General features: G+C 52.0%; 14 protein-coding genes. 9 read left to right on the top strand and 5 right to left on the bottom strand.

The genetic code is table 11. The annotated features are described in order from the left end of the window. Positions 1–454: 454 nt before the first annotated feature. A complete protein-coding gene (locus KO492_RS16760; protein ID WP_216046022.1) occupies positions 455–1,453 on the bottom strand; it encodes a taurine ABC transporter substrate-binding protein in 999 nt (332 codons plus the stop codon). 116 nt (positions 1,454–1,569) lie between these two features. Here KO492_RS16760 and KO492_RS16755 point away from each other — a divergent pair, with 116 nt between their 5' ends. Continuing rightward, positions 1,570–2,949, top strand: a complete 1,380-nt coding sequence (locus KO492_RS16755; protein WP_216046021.1) for an NAD(P)/FAD-dependent oxidoreductase — start codon at positions 1,570–1,572, stop codon at positions 2,947–2,949. Positions 2,950–2,960: 11 nt separating this feature from the next. Continuing rightward, on the top strand, positions 2,961–3,326 hold the full coding sequence (locus tag KO492_RS16750) for a cupin domain-containing protein (protein ID WP_216046020.1): 366 nt from the start codon (positions 2,961–2,963) through the stop codon (positions 3,324–3,326). Here the strand turns inward: KO492_RS16750 and KO492_RS16745 are convergent. From KO492_RS16745 to KO492_RS16730, 4 genes are all read right to left on the bottom strand, one after another. Next, entirely contained in the window at positions 3,323–4,054 is a 732-nt protein-coding gene (locus KO492_RS16745) for an IclR family transcriptional regulator (RefSeq protein WP_289847595.1), read from the bottom strand. The two genes, KO492_RS16750 and KO492_RS16745, sit on opposite strands and share 4 nt — an antisense overlap. 105 nt (positions 4,055–4,159) lie before the next feature. Then, positions 4,160–4,480 (bottom strand): hypothetical protein, encoded by a 321-nt coding sequence (locus KO492_RS16740; RefSeq protein ID WP_216046018.1) that lies wholly within the window; start codon positions 4,478–4,480, stop codon positions 4,160–4,162. Positions 4,481–5,030: 550 nt separating this feature from the next. Next, positions 5,031–6,479 carry a hypothetical protein gene (locus tag KO492_RS16735; protein WP_216046017.1) on the bottom strand — a complete coding sequence of 483 codons (1,449 nt, stop codon included), beginning with the start codon at positions 6,477–6,479 and terminating at the stop codon, positions 5,031–5,033. A 138-nt stretch (positions 6,480–6,617) separates the two neighbouring features. Beyond that, positions 6,618–8,921, bottom strand: coding sequence for a hypothetical protein (locus tag KO492_RS16730; protein WP_216046016.1), 2,304 nt, complete (start codon positions 8,919–8,921; stop codon positions 6,618–6,620). A gap of 441 nt (positions 8,922–9,362) precedes the next feature. On the opposite strand from KO492_RS16730, the gene KO492_RS16725 reads away from it, so the two are divergent. From KO492_RS16725 to KO492_RS16695, 7 genes are all read left to right on the top strand, one after another. After that, the gene (locus KO492_RS16725) at positions 9,363–9,599 is read left to right on the top strand and encodes a helix-turn-helix domain-containing protein (protein WP_216046015.1); all 237 of its coding nucleotides are present in this window, start codon (positions 9,363–9,365) and stop codon (positions 9,597–9,599) included. A 184-nt stretch (positions 9,600–9,783) separates the two neighbouring features. Beyond that, entirely contained in the window at positions 9,784–10,584 is an 801-nt protein-coding gene (locus tag KO492_RS16720; RefSeq protein WP_216046014.1) for a hypothetical protein, read from the top strand. Next, positions 10,581–12,734 (top strand): DDE-type integrase/transposase/recombinase, encoded by a 2,154-nt coding sequence (locus KO492_RS16715; protein WP_216046013.1) that lies wholly within the window; start codon positions 10,581–10,583, stop codon positions 12,732–12,734. Before KO492_RS16720 ends, KO492_RS16715 begins: the two co-directional genes overlap by 4 nt. After that, complete coding sequence (locus KO492_RS16710) at positions 12,731–13,675, top strand: ATP-binding protein (RefSeq protein WP_216046012.1); 945 nt, start codon at positions 12,731–12,733, stop codon at positions 13,673–13,675. Before KO492_RS16715 ends, KO492_RS16710 begins: the two co-directional genes overlap by 4 nt. Before the next feature lie 9 nt (positions 13,676–13,684). Further along, positions 13,685–14,200 (top strand): TniQ family protein, encoded by a 516-nt coding sequence (locus KO492_RS16705; protein WP_216046011.1) that lies wholly within the window; start codon positions 13,685–13,687, stop codon positions 14,198–14,200. Between the two features lie 83 nt (positions 14,201–14,283). Continuing rightward, positions 14,284–15,498, top strand: coding sequence for a hypothetical protein (locus KO492_RS16700; RefSeq protein ID WP_216046010.1), 1,215 nt, complete (start codon positions 14,284–14,286; stop codon positions 15,496–15,498). Positions 15,499–15,623: 125 nt separating this feature from the next. Continuing rightward, positions 15,624–15,754, top strand: a 131-nt coding sequence (locus tag KO492_RS16695; RefSeq protein ID WP_216046053.1) for a transposase, incomplete at its 3' end; no start/stop codon positions are given.

Here is a 15,754-nt window from a genome sequence, read left to right as displayed (position 1 = left end):
CACAAACCTCTAACGCCCTGAGCCCTTCAGGCAACCAATTGAACCTGTAGAGCCGTTTCGACACCACATAGATCGCTAAGTTTCTCTTCAGTGTGTCACTCACGGCCCTGAGCGGACCTTGCGGTTTTTGGCCGCGAATGCGGGCTCTTAGCCCATACTACCGATTTTCAATTCCGCAGCTAAGGTCCGTTTTAGGGCTGCCTGCACTTCTGGGCAGGAACTACACCTACAAACACCGACGTTTTGCTTTGCTTGCCTCGGAAGCGAAAACTTTTCAGACGTTTCAGCTTAATTGTTCAATATGATCAGCAATGAGTGGCCAAGATGCCCGAAGCAATTGGAAACAAAAACAGGCTGAGGCCAAAGGCTCAGCCTGTTGGAGGCGCCCCGAGGAAAGCGAGCCAAGTATTCTAATGCGCCTCAGCCAGCGTGAACTGGCGGGTGGGAAATCGCATTACATGGCAGCTGCGGCCTTGAGTGGGCCTGTGTTCACTGCACCCTCATAATTGTCCAGCGACGCATCAATAGAACCGGAATCTACGAATACGTCGGCGACACCTTTCATAAAGATCGCGGCGTTTGCCCCCAACCAAGCATCTGAAAGCTGCGCTTCGATTGTTGGGAACTTCATAGTGGCAATCGCAGAGCGTGCGCTTTCGACATCCATACCAGCCTCTTGCGCAATCACAGCAAGCATTGCATCGGATGGGTTCGCAGCCCATTCGGCGTTTGCGGCAGCCGTCACAGCCAGGAATTTGGACACAACATCAGAGTGTTCTGCAATGTAGCTTGCTGGCGAAGACGTGACGTCAAATACCAAGATGCCAAGCGCTTCTTTTTCGTCGCCAGTCAACAGCACATTGCCGCTCTCCTTCATGCGCGCAAGACCGCCGCCGTAGCCGCAAGCAAAGTCAACGGCACCTTGGCTGAGCACCGCCGCACCGGAAACGGGGTCCATGTCCAGAACTGTCAGTGACTCCACTGGGATTCCGAAGTGGTCCATTTGACGCAAGAACCCATAGTGCGCTGCGGTGCCGAGTGGAACGGCAACCTTTTTGCCTGCCAATTCAGACGCATTCGAGGCATCAATTTCCAGATTGGTCGCAACGACGCAGTTATCGTTGTCGGAGTAGCTTACGGCGACATCAACGACTTGAAGATCCTGACCGCTGGAGACTGCAACAACGAAAGGTGGCAAGCCTTGGGATACGGCGATTTGGACATCGCCAGCGGCCATGGCTGCCGACATTGCTGTGCCCGTGTCGAACGAAACCCAGTTCACTTTCATGCCTAGAGCTTCGTCGTATGTGCCCGCATTTTTCGCGGCCATCATTGGCATCGGCCATTCGAGGAAATAGCCAACGGTGAGTTCTAGACTTTGAGCGATTGCAGCAGGGCCGTTGACCATCAAAGCAGTGCTTGCTGCAACAGCCATAAGTGTTTTCTTTAGCATTTCGTTTTCCCTATTGTTCCGTATTGTGAAACTTTGTTTTTGTATGATGATCGTAAAAGAAATTCGCCTAATCCGTCAAATGGATTGTGAACGCACTTGGGCACCCAAAGGACGCCTTGACCAAATGGTGGCCGCTTTCTATGTTTCTTTTTACAAAATATAAGTTTCGCAATGTGAAACTAGAAAGTGAGATCAAGATGCCCCAGTCTTCTACTGAAACCATTCACTGGCACCGCACTGCAGGGAGGGCACCACAGGTGTCTCGGCTCGAGCGGGACATAACCTGCGACTTTGTCATTGTGGGCGGCGGTCTCACTGGGACTCGCACCGCGATCGGTCTCGCAGAAAGTGGGGCAAAAGTTATTTTGCTTGATGCTCACGACATTGGCTGGGGCGCTTCTGGGCGCAGCGGCGGCCAATGCAATCCGATGTGGCGTGCGACGCCAAACCAGCTTGCGCAGCGCGTTGGCGATGCCTGCGCTGCTCGATTGGTTAACACGACGATTGGGTCTGCGGATGCCTTGTTCGCCGACATTGCAAAATACGAGGTGGATTGCGATCCGGTCCAAAATGGCTGGGTGCAAGCGGCGCATAACACCCGAGCGCAGCACAGGTTAGAGGCTTTGGCCGAAGCGTGGAACGCGGTTGGGGCCAATATCACGGTGCAAGATCGCGCGGCCACCTTGGCACGCAGCGGGTCCAGCGCTTATCGATTTAGCCTGTTCCACCCGAACGGCGGACATGTGCAGCCGCTGTCCTTGACCCGTGGTTACGCCCGCGCGGCACAGCGCCTCGGGGTTACGATTTATGCGCAAAGTCCGGTCACAGGAATGGAGCGCACTGGCAAAAACTGGAAAGTGAAGACCTTAGGGGGAACTGTTTGTGCGCCGCAGGTCATCTTAACGACGAACGCCTATACCGATGATTTATGGCGCGGCCTGAAGCAAACGTTTTACCCGATGACGAGTATTTCGCTGGCGACTGCGCCCCTCTCGGCTGAGCAACGCAAAACCGTCCTTCCCGAGAGTGTAACGATCGCCGACAGCCGTCGTGCCATTTTCTATTCGCGGTATGATCGTGATGGTCGGCTCGTCTTTGGTTGCGTTGGCAGCGGCGACGATCCCGATCTTCTTGGCGGCGTTGGGCGCTTAAAGAATGGCCTGCACACAGTCTTCCCGCAGCTTCGTAATATCGAGATCGAGAGAACGTGGGCGGGGCGCATCGCGGTCACACCCGAAATGATGCCACATCTTCACGAACCTGCGTCGGGTGTCTTGGCCGGTGTTGGATTTAGCGGGCGCGGCATCGCGATGACCTCTGTGATGGGGCGCAGTTTGGCACGCAAGGCGCTTGGTGCCGATGATCATGATTTGCCATTTCCCGTCTCACCAATAGCACCCGCGCCGTTTCATTGGATTGCCAATAAGATGCTACCTTTGGCCGCCCCTGCGATGACGCTGCGCGATAAACTCGACACAATTGTTGACCCGCTTTGAGGACTAACCTGATGAAATTCATAAAATTTAGCGAAATGAACCCGCCTCGCATCGAAAAAGACCTGACGGGCAGCGTCGTCGCCGGCAGCCCCGTGCAACACAGCCAAATGATCTATGACGGCCATGGGGGCGCGATCAAATCCGGGATATGGGAAAGCACCGCAGGTGTATTCACGGCAACAATGACCGATTTCGTTGAGTGTTGCCACATTCTCGAAGGGTCTGCTGCGATCAAGGCCTCGGATGGCAATACTTACACTGTCGAAGCTGGCGACGCGTTTGTAATGGAAGCAGGGCTCCGGACCGAATGGACGGTCGAAACCTATATCAAAAAGCACTTTGTTATAACGTCCATTCCGAAGTTAGGGCCCGCCTAGGGCGCCTTGCCACCGATCAACCCTGTGACGCGCGCTGCCGCCGCCATCAATGATGGTGCCCACGAAAGCAATTCGTCGGTCGCATGGGTTTGGACCAAAGACCATATGTTCAACACCGCAGCGGGTTCTCCGAGGTGGTTGAAGATGGGTGCTGAAATGCCGTGGAAATGGTCGTATTCTTCGCGGTCATTATAGGCGAACCCGTCGACGCGGACCTTTGCCAAGGCGGTTTTAAACGTGGCCAGATCCGTGATTGTCCGGTCAGTGAACTTTGTGAATTCGTAACCCTGTAGTTTCGAGGCGACGATCTCTTCGGGTAAAAACGCCATGAGCACTTTACCTGAGGCAGAGCAATGCATCGGTTCGCGCATTCCGGGGCGTTGGGTGCTGCCAAGGGCAAATTTTCCCTCAATCACCCGCAAATAGACCACCTCAAATCCGCTTGGCACACCCAGTGTCACGTTTGCGCCAAACTGGTCGTGAAGTTGGGTCATTTCACCCAAGGCAATCGTCTGTATGTCGTAACCGCTATAGGCGTTACGCACGAGATCGAACACTTTGGGGCCGAGCAGGTAGACTTTATTGGTCTTGTCAAACTGGACCAATCCCTCTTCGGTGCAGATCGCCAAGAGCCGATGCAGCGTGCTTTTGTTCAATCCGCTTTTCTGGACCAATTCCGAAAATGACATTGGGCTCCGCGTCTCGCTGATGACGGTCACAAGAGACATGATTTTGGAGACGATTGAGCTTTGCATATGGTGAGAAGTATTCGCTTTCTATTGCAGGGACAAGCCGTGCGTTTATGGTTGAAGGCCAGATTGACAAGGCGGCAATCACTCAATCGCCGCAATGCAAAATATATGTTCCCAAAAGCAAAACAAAAGAGTCACGGCACGTGAAAGCTGGGGAATGCCGCTGTCAACTGTGTGGTCGAGATCTTGAACGGCATGCAGCAAGCGCCATCCCCCTGCACTGTCCTTATGCTTGTCGAGGGCTAGGCGCACAGCGATGTGGTCGCTGAAAAGGGTTTTCAGGGGGACAAGCGGCTTTGCATTCACCTGCAGGGTGTGAGTTGGCTTCCCCGTGAAATCGCCCTCATCACGTTCGGCGACACGGAAATCTGCCGTTTTTGTGGTGTCGTCGCAGTGCGGCACAAAGGCTCGTTTCCGCCTCACCCAGGCGGCACTCGCGCTCGCACGATCTGTTGGCACTCAGACCCGCGGTCGCGGATAGCGTTCTGGCACAGTTGTGACGCTTGGTCATTTTCCGGACTCTGGGCGCCCCCCTGACGATCTGACCAATTGCCGTAGGTTTGTTTCGCTAACGGTCTGTAAGGTGCCCTCCTGCGATTGTGTGGGGTTATATGGGCTCTGTTTTATCTGCCCGGACCAGAGCGGGCTTGGTTTTGTTATTGCCGGTTCCAAAGCCGTGGCATTCACCCACTCTCCGGCCTAGCAATCGGCGGCGACTTGGGTCCCGCGCCGTCATCGTCAGGTGGCCTGCTTTTTGTGCCTCAAGCATCTTCGACCCAAGCCGGACTGCAGGCGCGGTGCGGCTCAAGGTCAGATATTGACAGGCACGAGGAGCCTTGCCGCTCCACGGTCGGGTGCCAAATGGAAGGAACGGCCCTTTCCTGCCATTCAAACACCACAGGGTGTGTAGCCGCTTCGGTTCCAAAAGCAGACATAATACATCTAAGGAATGCTAACCTCGTAGCTCTGCTTCCCGATTTGCTTCCCTTCTTTCTTCTTGCACAATACTTGTGGTTAGGCTCCTGACGCATTCGTTGGCCCATTTTCTTACTGTTGAGTTTTTGTTGTTCCTAAGGCTTTGAAAAAGCGGAGCCAACGGTTTCAATCGAGAAGAAAACGGACCCCAACTTACTCCGGAAAGCAGCCTACTATAGATTACTCCAAGCTGAGAAACGTCGGACGCGTAGGTTTCGATCAGCGAAACAAACTGAGAAGCCCAAAAGAGACGGCTTTCGTCTTCTTGCTCGACCAACTCGATCCATTCAAGCACGAATTCAAGCCGCTCGTTGGGCTTCTCACTTATCCAATTCAGATATATCTCCTCAGGAAGATCATTCAGAATTCCAGCTTGACCCAGCGTTCGATCCGAACCTTTTAGAAGGTTATGTAACCGCCACTCTGTTAGGGTATCTGCATTGTCAAATGCTACCAGCACTCTGTTCCACACCAGGGCGGGATCGTACTGCACAGCGAGTAATAAAACCTTGCACGCTGCATCATCCATTTCCAGCTGAACGTCATGTTCCGCTTTGGTTGCCAGTTCCAGCGAGCGATCACAAATGGCTTCCACGAACGCGTCGTCTACCTGATCCGAACTAAAGAGTTTTTCAATGCTTGTTTCCCAATGATGGGCGTCCATTACCCTGATAGCCTCAACGGAGAAAATGTCGGGATTAGAGCAAAGTTCCTTCACATAAGAAGCTTTTTCCACAAAGCTTTCGGGTTGTCCGTATCTGTACATAAAAACCAAGTCCAAGGCGGACCATATTCCCTCTGGGCCAGTTTGTTTGATTGCATCTGCAAGCGGCTGTACAACCTCAAAGTCAAGATCATCAAAACCGCGGCCACAACTCAGCGTTGCAGCATATCGTGGATCGCACAGACCATCCGTAACCAACTGTGCAACGCGTGATGCAATTTCAGAATCCATTTGAGCCGCTGAAATCAACGAAATTGCGTGACCGTCTAGTTCAGGCGCGTTCAGAGCGATCTCCAAGCAGGCCATTCCGGCATCGCGCGATTTAGCAAAGCCCCCAGATATTATGCCACAAAATGTTTTTAGGCATATTGCCGTTTCTGTTGGGGGGCGAAGCGCCTCACAAGCCAAACCCATCAATGCTTCGGGATCCTCAACATGGCTGGCCAGCGCATGTCCAAGCGCCCAAGCGCTGTTGAATTCGCCACGGACAATCTTGCCAACTAACTCTGAGTTGTCGTTCGCATCTCTCGAAAGAGTGGAGACAATCTCGCGAATGCAATTTGTTGCATACTCATGGTCTGTGTCGCTCTCGCGATCATACGGGGCACTAATATCGTGGAAGTCGCCGGACCACCCTCCGGACAAAAGCAACAGCTGGTCCACTTTGGAGTCTGGAAACAACTCTTCATACCAGTCACGCACCTGAGTGACATAGTCCGTCGGAGCTTCTTTGCTGTCGAAGAATAACCATTGGTTTATAGACTTGATTGGTTCGGTCCATGCAGGATTTTTCTCAATAACTTTAGTTGCTTGGCTTCGTAGATTATCGAAAATATTGGGTTACGAAAGCAATCCACGAATACTGCCTCCAAGATGCGAAGTAATCCTTTCATAAGTCTCGACGTTCGCTTCCAACGCGATATCTGTAAGTCGATCAATTGCTGCGTTATAGAAATCGAAAATATCTTGATAGATTGCGGGTTGCCAGTCTTGGAGGGCTGGTCCTGCGCCAATCCGTTCGTTGCCAACAGACCTTGAAAACTGCCCCGTGTCCAGCATCTTGCCGAGCGCATCGATACAAACCGACCTTACTCTGGCATCTTCATGCTTCAGCCCAGAATCTAAGATCGCTAGTCGTCTTGCAGGTTCAACCTCAGTGCCTGATAGGTGCAGTTGAAACAGTCCAACAAACTGTTCGTGAGCATTGTTCCCCCAGTTTTCGTTCTCTGCTGCAGCCAGACTTAGCAATAATTTGGCCGCCGACTCAAAACTATCATTTCGAAAAACAAGCTTTTCTAACGCCAAAACCGTATTGCGGCGACCGTCTCTGAACTCCAAGAGCTCATCGATTGATAAGTGGGAAAGGAATTTCTCAAATGTAGCTATTGCCAGATCGGGTTCCAGATGAACGAGCCGATCCATGAATTTGGAACCTTCGTCTGTGTTGAGCGCATCGATACTTGGGATAACCGTTTCGACAATACTCAATGCAAGATCGGCAACACGATGATCGAAACTTAGCCACCTCAGCCGACTGAGCAATCTGAAACGCAAGTCGGTGCCGATCTTTTCAAAAAGCCGATTGAGTTCGCCCTCCGGCGAAGCGTCAAGCAATTGAACGGCTAGCCTTACTGCCAGCGGCTGTGGACGCGCTTCGGCAAAGTCCCCCACTTTTCCAACAATACCACGATCACCAAAAGCTGCCAAATTGCGAAAGATGTCTTTGGCCGGTGTTTCCATAAAGCTTGCCAATTGCTCAAGCTCAAATTGCATATCTCCTTCCACGCCGACAAGCGTGAATAAGCTCAAGAACTGCAGCGATCGAAGGGCTTCCGCATTTTCCTGTTCTTTACCCCAGACAATCCGATTCACCAATGCGTCAACCGAAACCAGCGCTGTGTCTCCGTTCTCCGCCGCTTCTGCTGCCACTAGAGCCATTCTGGGAAAACCTTGAGCTAGGTCGCGAATGAAGCCAACGTCATTCTTCGCGTTGGAATAAGGGCTGCCTTCTACAATCCTTTTAATAAGGTCATCTGAAGCGGGTAGTAGTTCGATGACAAGGTTTCCAAAGACACCCTGAGACTGGGTTTCCACATCCAAAGTGATCAGTCTTACTTTGGCCCCCTTTCTTTGAGCTTTTTTGAATAGATCATTGTGGGAACTGTCAGGACAATCGTCGACGATCAGGATGCTTTCGGCTCCGCTTGAGACTAGATTTAAGGCAAGGCTACCAAGGCGCTGAGAGACATCTTCAAAATCACAAAATACAACTGACGAAGTATCGAGTGTTGGGCAGCTATCACCTGTCTTCGAGAATAGTTCATGAACGACGCGCGTCTTCCCAAAACCAGACGGACCAACAACGCGAACGGAGTTTCGGCCAGATGCAAAGAAGTGCTCAATCACTGCCTGAAGTTGTTCAAAATTGATCGCCTCTTGATCGATCCCTAACTCAGATCTTAAAGCTCGGGCTGTGTTGCCTATCAGGCGAAATCGTGGCTCTTCGCTGCTCTGGAACGGCACCTGCGATATGTCGCCATCTTGCGACCATAGGTCAAAAGACTGCAGGCCCCCAAGATCGACTTCTTGCAAAATGCTATTTAGCCACAGTGCAATTGCCGGGTGGGTGGAGGTCCAGTCAGATAACTTATTTGCGTCATAAATTCTAATACTTGATAATAAATCAGGGTTTTTACCTGCATCCCTAATGCCTTCTTTGATTTTGCTGATCCGGTCAGTAACTTTGGTGCCGACTACGGCGCTGCCGGTAACGATGATGTAGGATCCACTAGCGGCTAAGGCCTCATCCAAAGCCTCGTTTAGTTCTGCCGGATGGTCTGCGGTTCCTGTTCCCTTTTTCCAAGTTTCTTTCTTGCAACCCGCAGGCCCAGGATCACTTTTTTTGCATTGAAAAATCGTATGCCTACTAGGGAGAAAGTCTGTCTCGTTAACACCGCCGCTCCATGAGACGCGGCCGTCTTCACCCCCATCGGGTATATGTATTTGCGTTGGGACATTTACATCCCTCAAAGGGATTTCGTTTTTCAGCATTTCAGCTTTGGCAAGCCTGCGGAGTAGCTCCACTAGCAAGTGTTCGTCTAGGCGTTGGATTTGTTCCGGTGAAATCTCTAGGAAAGAAACCATAGATGTATGCCTATTCTGCCAAACTATAAAAGACGTGTTATGCGCGCCGTTCTCACTATCTTTGCCTTAATGGCTGCCTTCAACCTGAAGCTGACACGAGCATAAAAAATTTTCGATGAAGAAGCCAAGTATGGGCTTCGGTCTGGGTCTGCTGAAAGGCTGGCAATGATGTTCCAGCTACCTGCCATTGGTGCAGGCCGCAGCGAACGACCGCAATCCGCCCACATCACATTAAAGCCCCTCATGATATGCACACTTCGAGCGCACCGGTTCAAGTGGTTCAACGTTCCCCGCACCACGACGACCCAAATGTTAAAAGTCAAAATGACACTAGACATTTCAATTAAATCAATAGGTTACCCCCCATTTTTGATTGACTTGCGATTCGCGAAGACACATGATTCGGAGTATCCGTAAATCAAGATTGCCTGGAATTCGCATATGAAAATTCGCAACACGGCAGAAGTCATCAAGTTCCGTTTGCGGACCGAGGTCGGGCTGACGATCAAAGATCTTGCTAAAGACTTGGGGCGCAGCCCATCGACGATCAGCCTTGTAATATGCGGGCATCGGAAGAGTTTTCCGGTGATCTCTGAGATCGCGCGATTGCTTGGCGAAGACCCAGAAGAGCTTGCAACGCTCCTCGGCGAAACCGAAGGAGAGACGTTGATGACATAAACAAACCTACCTGATGAAAGAACAAAGGCCCCGCAGCGCGAAGCGTGCAGAGCCCTTGAGAAGGTTTAAGCACCTCTTTCATCCCACCACAGCAAAGAAAAGTCAACAGGCATGCGCGAGCGGCTTGCTCCTGCGTGTCCTTATCATCCGGCCTTGGAAGGCGCGGAAACAGGGATGCTTTGCAATGAATATGCCAATTGAACGTACACTTAACGGGGTCAACAAATTGATACCCCGTGATATCTCGGGAATGCCTGAGGCATTCAGGCGTGCTTATGGACCGACAGAGGCGTTTTCCAGTACGCTTGGAGAGCTTGAACGAAACGATGTTGCTGTCGCGAGTTATCAAGGGAACAGGACGATCAATCCAAGATCGCGTGGATCATGTCGCATTTTTGCGGTTTGGCCAGACCTGGAAACGACCTTCCCGCGTGTCTATGGCTTGGATAGCCTGCTCGAGTACCATCACTTAGCACTTACGCTCGTCGATAAAAATGTCCGGCAGGTACAGGAACAGTATGGTCCTATTCGTTACCGAAAAGAAGACGGGTCATGGGGCTCCCATTTTTTCGACCTACTCAAAACTAACAAGTGTGGCCGCCGCGAAGCTGTCGCCATCAAACCTACATCAAGATTATTGTCGGGCCGCTTTTTCACGGAAATCAGACGGATTTGCAGCACTATGCCAAAGGGGACGGCCGACGAAGTCCGCCTCGTTACCGAAAAGAGTTTTTCGCGGGTAAAAGCCACGAACGCGGCAACTTATCTGCGATTTGCCCTCTGCCCGGATTTGGAGGCTGACGCGCTCATTGATGATGCGGTGCAAAAACTAGCAGGTGAGCTGACAATATCAGACCTGATACAGATCAGCCAAACAGGACCACGCGGTTTTCGCGCTGCGTTTCGAGCCATTTACGAAGAGCGCATCACTCTCGTCAGCACAGGCCACATTAACCTCCACTCGATCGTTAGGAGGCCACAATGACCATCCGCATGAATTTTGACAAAGTCACGAAATATCATATTAACGGCGCTCCCTATATTTATGAAAATGCTGACGGCGAATATGCCTATTTTCGTAGAGATGACGGCTTAGACGTAGTCGAACGTTTCGACTGGGAAACACTCCAAGAAATCGTCAACAGTCCGCGCTGGAACTACGAAAAACTCAATAAATCCGTTGCCGAGGCAAAGGCGCAGCCAGTGTCTTACGCCTGCCTTGAGGGTGCCTCGCAGACGCAAAAAACACTCGTATGCAACAGGTGGTTTTTCGTGTGTGGCATCAACCGCCTTTATGCCGAAGGTGGTCTAATTTTAAAGCCCGAGTACGTGGCCGAACAGTATCAAACTATCAAAGCCTATGCCGCTGAAGAATGGGCGGCATATCACGAGATCTACGAAAAACGCTATTTTAGCTCGAAAAACGAGGGCTTTTCTTGCGACGCATCTCCGCAAAGCATCCTTAGGTGGCGTCGCGCAGTCGAAGCTGCCGGGGGTCGCATCGATGCCCTCTTTGATCGGCGGGGCCGCGCGTCAAAAATCGACATTGATCAAGACAGCTACTTGTTCATTCAACAGCACCTAAGAGAGTTCCTGCTGAATCAGCGACACTCTGGGCGAGAGGTGGTCGAAAAAACCATCCAGGCCGTCCGAGAAGAAAACAAACGCAGGGCAGCTGGGGACAAGAAACAGCTGGAAACTCGCGGAAAGACGGCTCTCACCGATTGGCTCGGCCGATTTGATCGCTTTGAAGTCGATGCTAGCCGTAAAGGCCTAGCCTTCGCGAAACACAAATATCTCGGGGTCGGGAAAACGGGCCGCGCGACTCGACCCGGGCAAGCATTCGCAATGGACGAGTGGGAAGTCGATGGGCGGACGATCTGTTTAAATGGACCGATACGCGAAGGTCTGGATCAGAAAACGATCGACCAGCTACCACGGGGGCGGCGCTGGCTATACGTCGTAATTGATGTTGCCACACGTTATATCGTTGGCCTCGTGGTTGCATCGTCCCAAAATTCAGAAGCCGCCATACGCGCCCTCGAAATGGCGACGAGAGACAAGCCAGATTTAGCTGCAGCGGCTGGTGCGCAATGCGATTGGCGAGGCTTTCCTTTCGAGTGTATTGAAAGCGACACAGGTCCGGCATTTCGAGCTGGCGCTACACACCGCGCCGTTAAGGAAATTCATGCGACATATACACATGCAACTGTGGGAGAACCTCATTTTCGGGCCGTTATAGAGCGTGTTTTTGGCACAATATCCAAACGTGCAATGCCCTACATTCCAGGTCGGACCTTTTCCAACCCGAAAGAGCGTGGTGATTATCCAACCGAAAAAACCGCCGTTTTAACGGACGATCAGCTCGCGCTGATCTTTATCCGGTATGTCGTGGACGTATACCATCAGACCCCCCATCGTGGTCTCTTTGGCGAAACCCCAGCGGACGCATTGGAGCGCTTGGGCGGCACCGTAGGGCTACCGCCCCAGTTACCCCGCCCAATGCGTCGTCGCGCATTTGGCATTCCGCTTGAGCGCACCGTGACAGCGCGGGGCATCACCGTTCTTGGCATATCCTACAATTCAGAAATGCTACAAACGGTGCGCCGTCGGCCAAAAAAAGAAAAAATCCTATTTTACCTCGATCCAAGAGATTTGGGGACAATCAGTGTCCAGATGGGAAGCGAATGGTTGGAGGTTGATTGCAGCATCGAAAACTTTCACGGAGTGACCTTGGATGAATGGATCGAAGTCGGCCATATCCTCCGCCCCAGATATGCCGCAAGCGCCGCCCTGAAAACCGACATCATTGCAGATGCCTTGGCTGCCATGCGTGCCCGCGCAAACGAAGCGATGCGGATCATGGGTGTATTGCCACAGCAAGCCACCTCTGAGGATATTAAACGACTGGAGAGCGAGCTCTACCTTGGGATTTCGGTTGTCGAAGATGACACATGCGACCTTGCCGGTTTCGGAGAGACCGATGACGGAATTGGCTACGTCATCACCGGCTTTGAAACTGAACCGAATGAACCTGCCGACGAAGCCACCCAACCAACGTTACAAGCGGATCAGGGCGACACTGACAATCAAGATGACGATCCTACATGGTGGATGGATGGGGATGACCTATGAAAAAACCTCTTTCAATCACCGAAGTCGACATTCGTGTTCAACAGCTTCGAGGAAACATTTTTATCGAATATTCAGACACGCGCAGGGTCGCGTGTCTGATCCAAAACGCGGTAAGCGAATTTTTAGCGGCTAAAGAGTTGGGCTATGAACATGATGCCCGAGGCATCGTGGTCCTCGGGCGCAGCGGGACAGGGAAAACCGCGAGCGTTCAGCATGCATTGGTAAATTTGGGACTACCTCCATCTTCAATCGGAGATAGCCCCCGCCACCAACTGTTTGTTCCCCTTCGAGACGATGTCACTCTCCGCCGGTTACGCATGCTGATTTCGCTAGAATTTGGTTGGACACCTAAAGCACGGGAGTCTGCCGAAGAAATTTGGCAATACGTCACCCAGTATATCGATCGCCTGCAAACGCATGTCATCGTGCTGGACGAAATTCAGCACGTTCGAGCTGCTGGCCCGAAAGATAAGAAATCCATGCGTGATGCGCTCAAGTCTCTGGTTCAGCCGCAACGAGGTCAGGTCGTACCTATTCTAATCGGCATGCCGGAATTTGAAGAGCTTTTGAACTCTGACCAACAATTCAAGCGCCGCTATAGCGTGGTTCACATGACGACTTTAGATGCCGCCGCGGATGCAAAAAAAGCAATCCAAGTTCTTGCTCGCTACTGCAAAGAAGTGGGGATTGAGCTGGGCGGCAGTGTGAAGACAAGGGATTTTGCGGAAAGGCTTTTGCACGCCTCGCACTATGCCTTTGGGGAAATGTGCTCGATTTGCATCTTAGCGATAAAAACAGCGTTGATCGCACAGGCTGATGAAATAACCATCGAACACTTTCGCGAGGCGCACGCGCTACGTTTTGACTGTGTCGGTGACATGAATCCGTTTTTGGCGCGGGATTTTTTACGCATTCCTGCTAGCATCGAATCGGGTTTTTGAGAACACGCTATGTCGCTAAAATTTCCAACCATTTCAAAACTGCCCATCGCGTTGGCCGCGATGCCGGGCGAGCCAGGTTTTTCTGTCCTTTCCCGGAACGCAGCGGTCAATGCTTCGCTTTCCTCTGCCACGTTTTGCACGGCAACCGGCTTAAGTAAGGCTGGCATATGCGCAGGTGATGCCAAACAACTCGATGGCTTGGCGAGACTTACCGGCTCAGATCTCCCAGAGCTTTTGCGCAGCAGCCCATCCAAGGTGAGCGGAAAGTTTACTCAACTGAACAAGCAGCAGTTCCTCACCCGCTCGATCAGAAAACAGGACCTATCAATTTGCCCCGTGTGCTGGATCGAAGATTTGGAAAAAGGCGCGCAACAGGTCGATGGCTGTGTTCAGCGGTGGCAATGGCTGCCGCGCTTGGCAAGCTGTTGTGCGCAGCATTGCGTGGCGCTTTGTGAATTGCCCTATGCCGACTACACGACCTGCTATGATCATCTCTTGCGCATCGCCCCTGAGCCGGCTGGATAAGGTCTCTTGAGGCCCGAATAATACCGCGTGCACCGTCGGCCTTTGAAACCGCCGCCCTGAAACAGGTGGAAGATCAGGCGCCGATGATCAAGTGGCTGTCCGAGGTCCAAATCGATGTGCTTGAGCGGTGGTGCCTAGGGCTGGGCGCGTTCATCGCGTCAGGAACTCTCAGGCCCGACACAGCGCCACAGCAGCAACAGCGAGAGTTGATCGACTTAGGGCTTTCGGTTTCGCGCGACGGACATGGCAAAATTTTTGATGAGATCGACAAGGCGTTGGGACGACATTCGATCCGACTTAGTAACACATGGCTGCACGGTTGGGCCCTGCAATCTAGCAGCCCAGAAGAACGCTCCACCTTTCGAAAACTCATGCAGGAACTGAGCCATGATCAAGGAGATTACTATTTGGTGAGCAGACAGCGCCAGTCTAGCGACCAAGCCATGATCGATGCCTGGATCAAAAAAATTTCACACGCAACAGGACGGCAATCGAGATGGGTCAAGTCCGCACTCACCGCAGACGGATTTCTACCCTACGATGCGAATGTGAAACGAGCGCCGGTCAAACCATTCGTCAGAAGCTGCCAAACCCACATAAGGTCACTAGCTGCGAGCAAAAGCCTTGAACAGAGCGCGGATCACCTTGGCGTCGGCATCGTCATGTTTAAGGGTCTTATCGTTGGTGGGACGGTGTCTCCCATGAAGACTAGGGCTTTCAAAAAGCCGCGTTTCAGCGCCGCTGAACTGGACAGGGTTCTCGATTTGATCTCACAAGCAACGACGCGATCAGGCGAAGATCGGCCCTCGGATATGATCAGCATTGGACAGGCCGCTTTCATCTACCGTTGTCCTGCAAGCCAAATTCTTCAATTCCTTGAAGCAGGCGATCTACCCAGTTCGTACGTCGAGGCCCCAGGATTGCGAATGGACGCCCTGCACATCAGTCGGCAAGAGCTATCGAGCGCCATGCATCGGCATGCAAGCAAAGACATCCTGCTAGGAGAGGCGAAGCATCGATTGGGTCTCAGTTCACTTGAGATGAGAATAATAATAACAAACAAGCTGCTTCCGACTCATTTTAAACGCACGACCCCCAACGGAAAAGCACATGAGTTCATCAAACATTCTGATCTGATCGCGTTTCTCAAAATTTATCAAACGCCGAAAACAGCGAGGATAAAACTGGGAGTCTCGCCCTCTGAGCTGGCACATAGGATCAGGGCCACCCAACTCGCACCCGAACCCGCCGCAGGAGGCGCGAGGGTTTATAATCGGGTGGATATTCTGAACCTGTGAGCTTCAGTTGCAGCCGACATTTTGCATATCAGAGACACGTTGTTTTCCACAGAAAGGGCGGAATGAGGCGCCCCTAGATTTGTAGACGCCTTGCTTGGTAATTTGGGAAGCAAGGAGAGACGGTTATGAACAAAAGAGTTCGGTTTACGGATGAGTTTAAGCAGGATGCCGTGGCGCAGGTTGTTGAGCGCGGATATTCAGTCAGCGAGGTTGCTGAACGACTGGGGGTCAGCACCAAATCTCTGTACTCTTGGAA

The sequence above is a fragment of the Celeribacter halophilus genome, from assembly GCF_018860305.1.
Classification (GTDB): Bacteria; Pseudomonadota; Alphaproteobacteria; order Rhodobacterales; family Rhodobacteraceae; genus Celeribacter; species Celeribacter halophilus_A.
The sequence above is the reverse complement of the archived record's forward strand: the minus strand, read 5'-3'. Positions and strand labels throughout refer to the sequence as shown.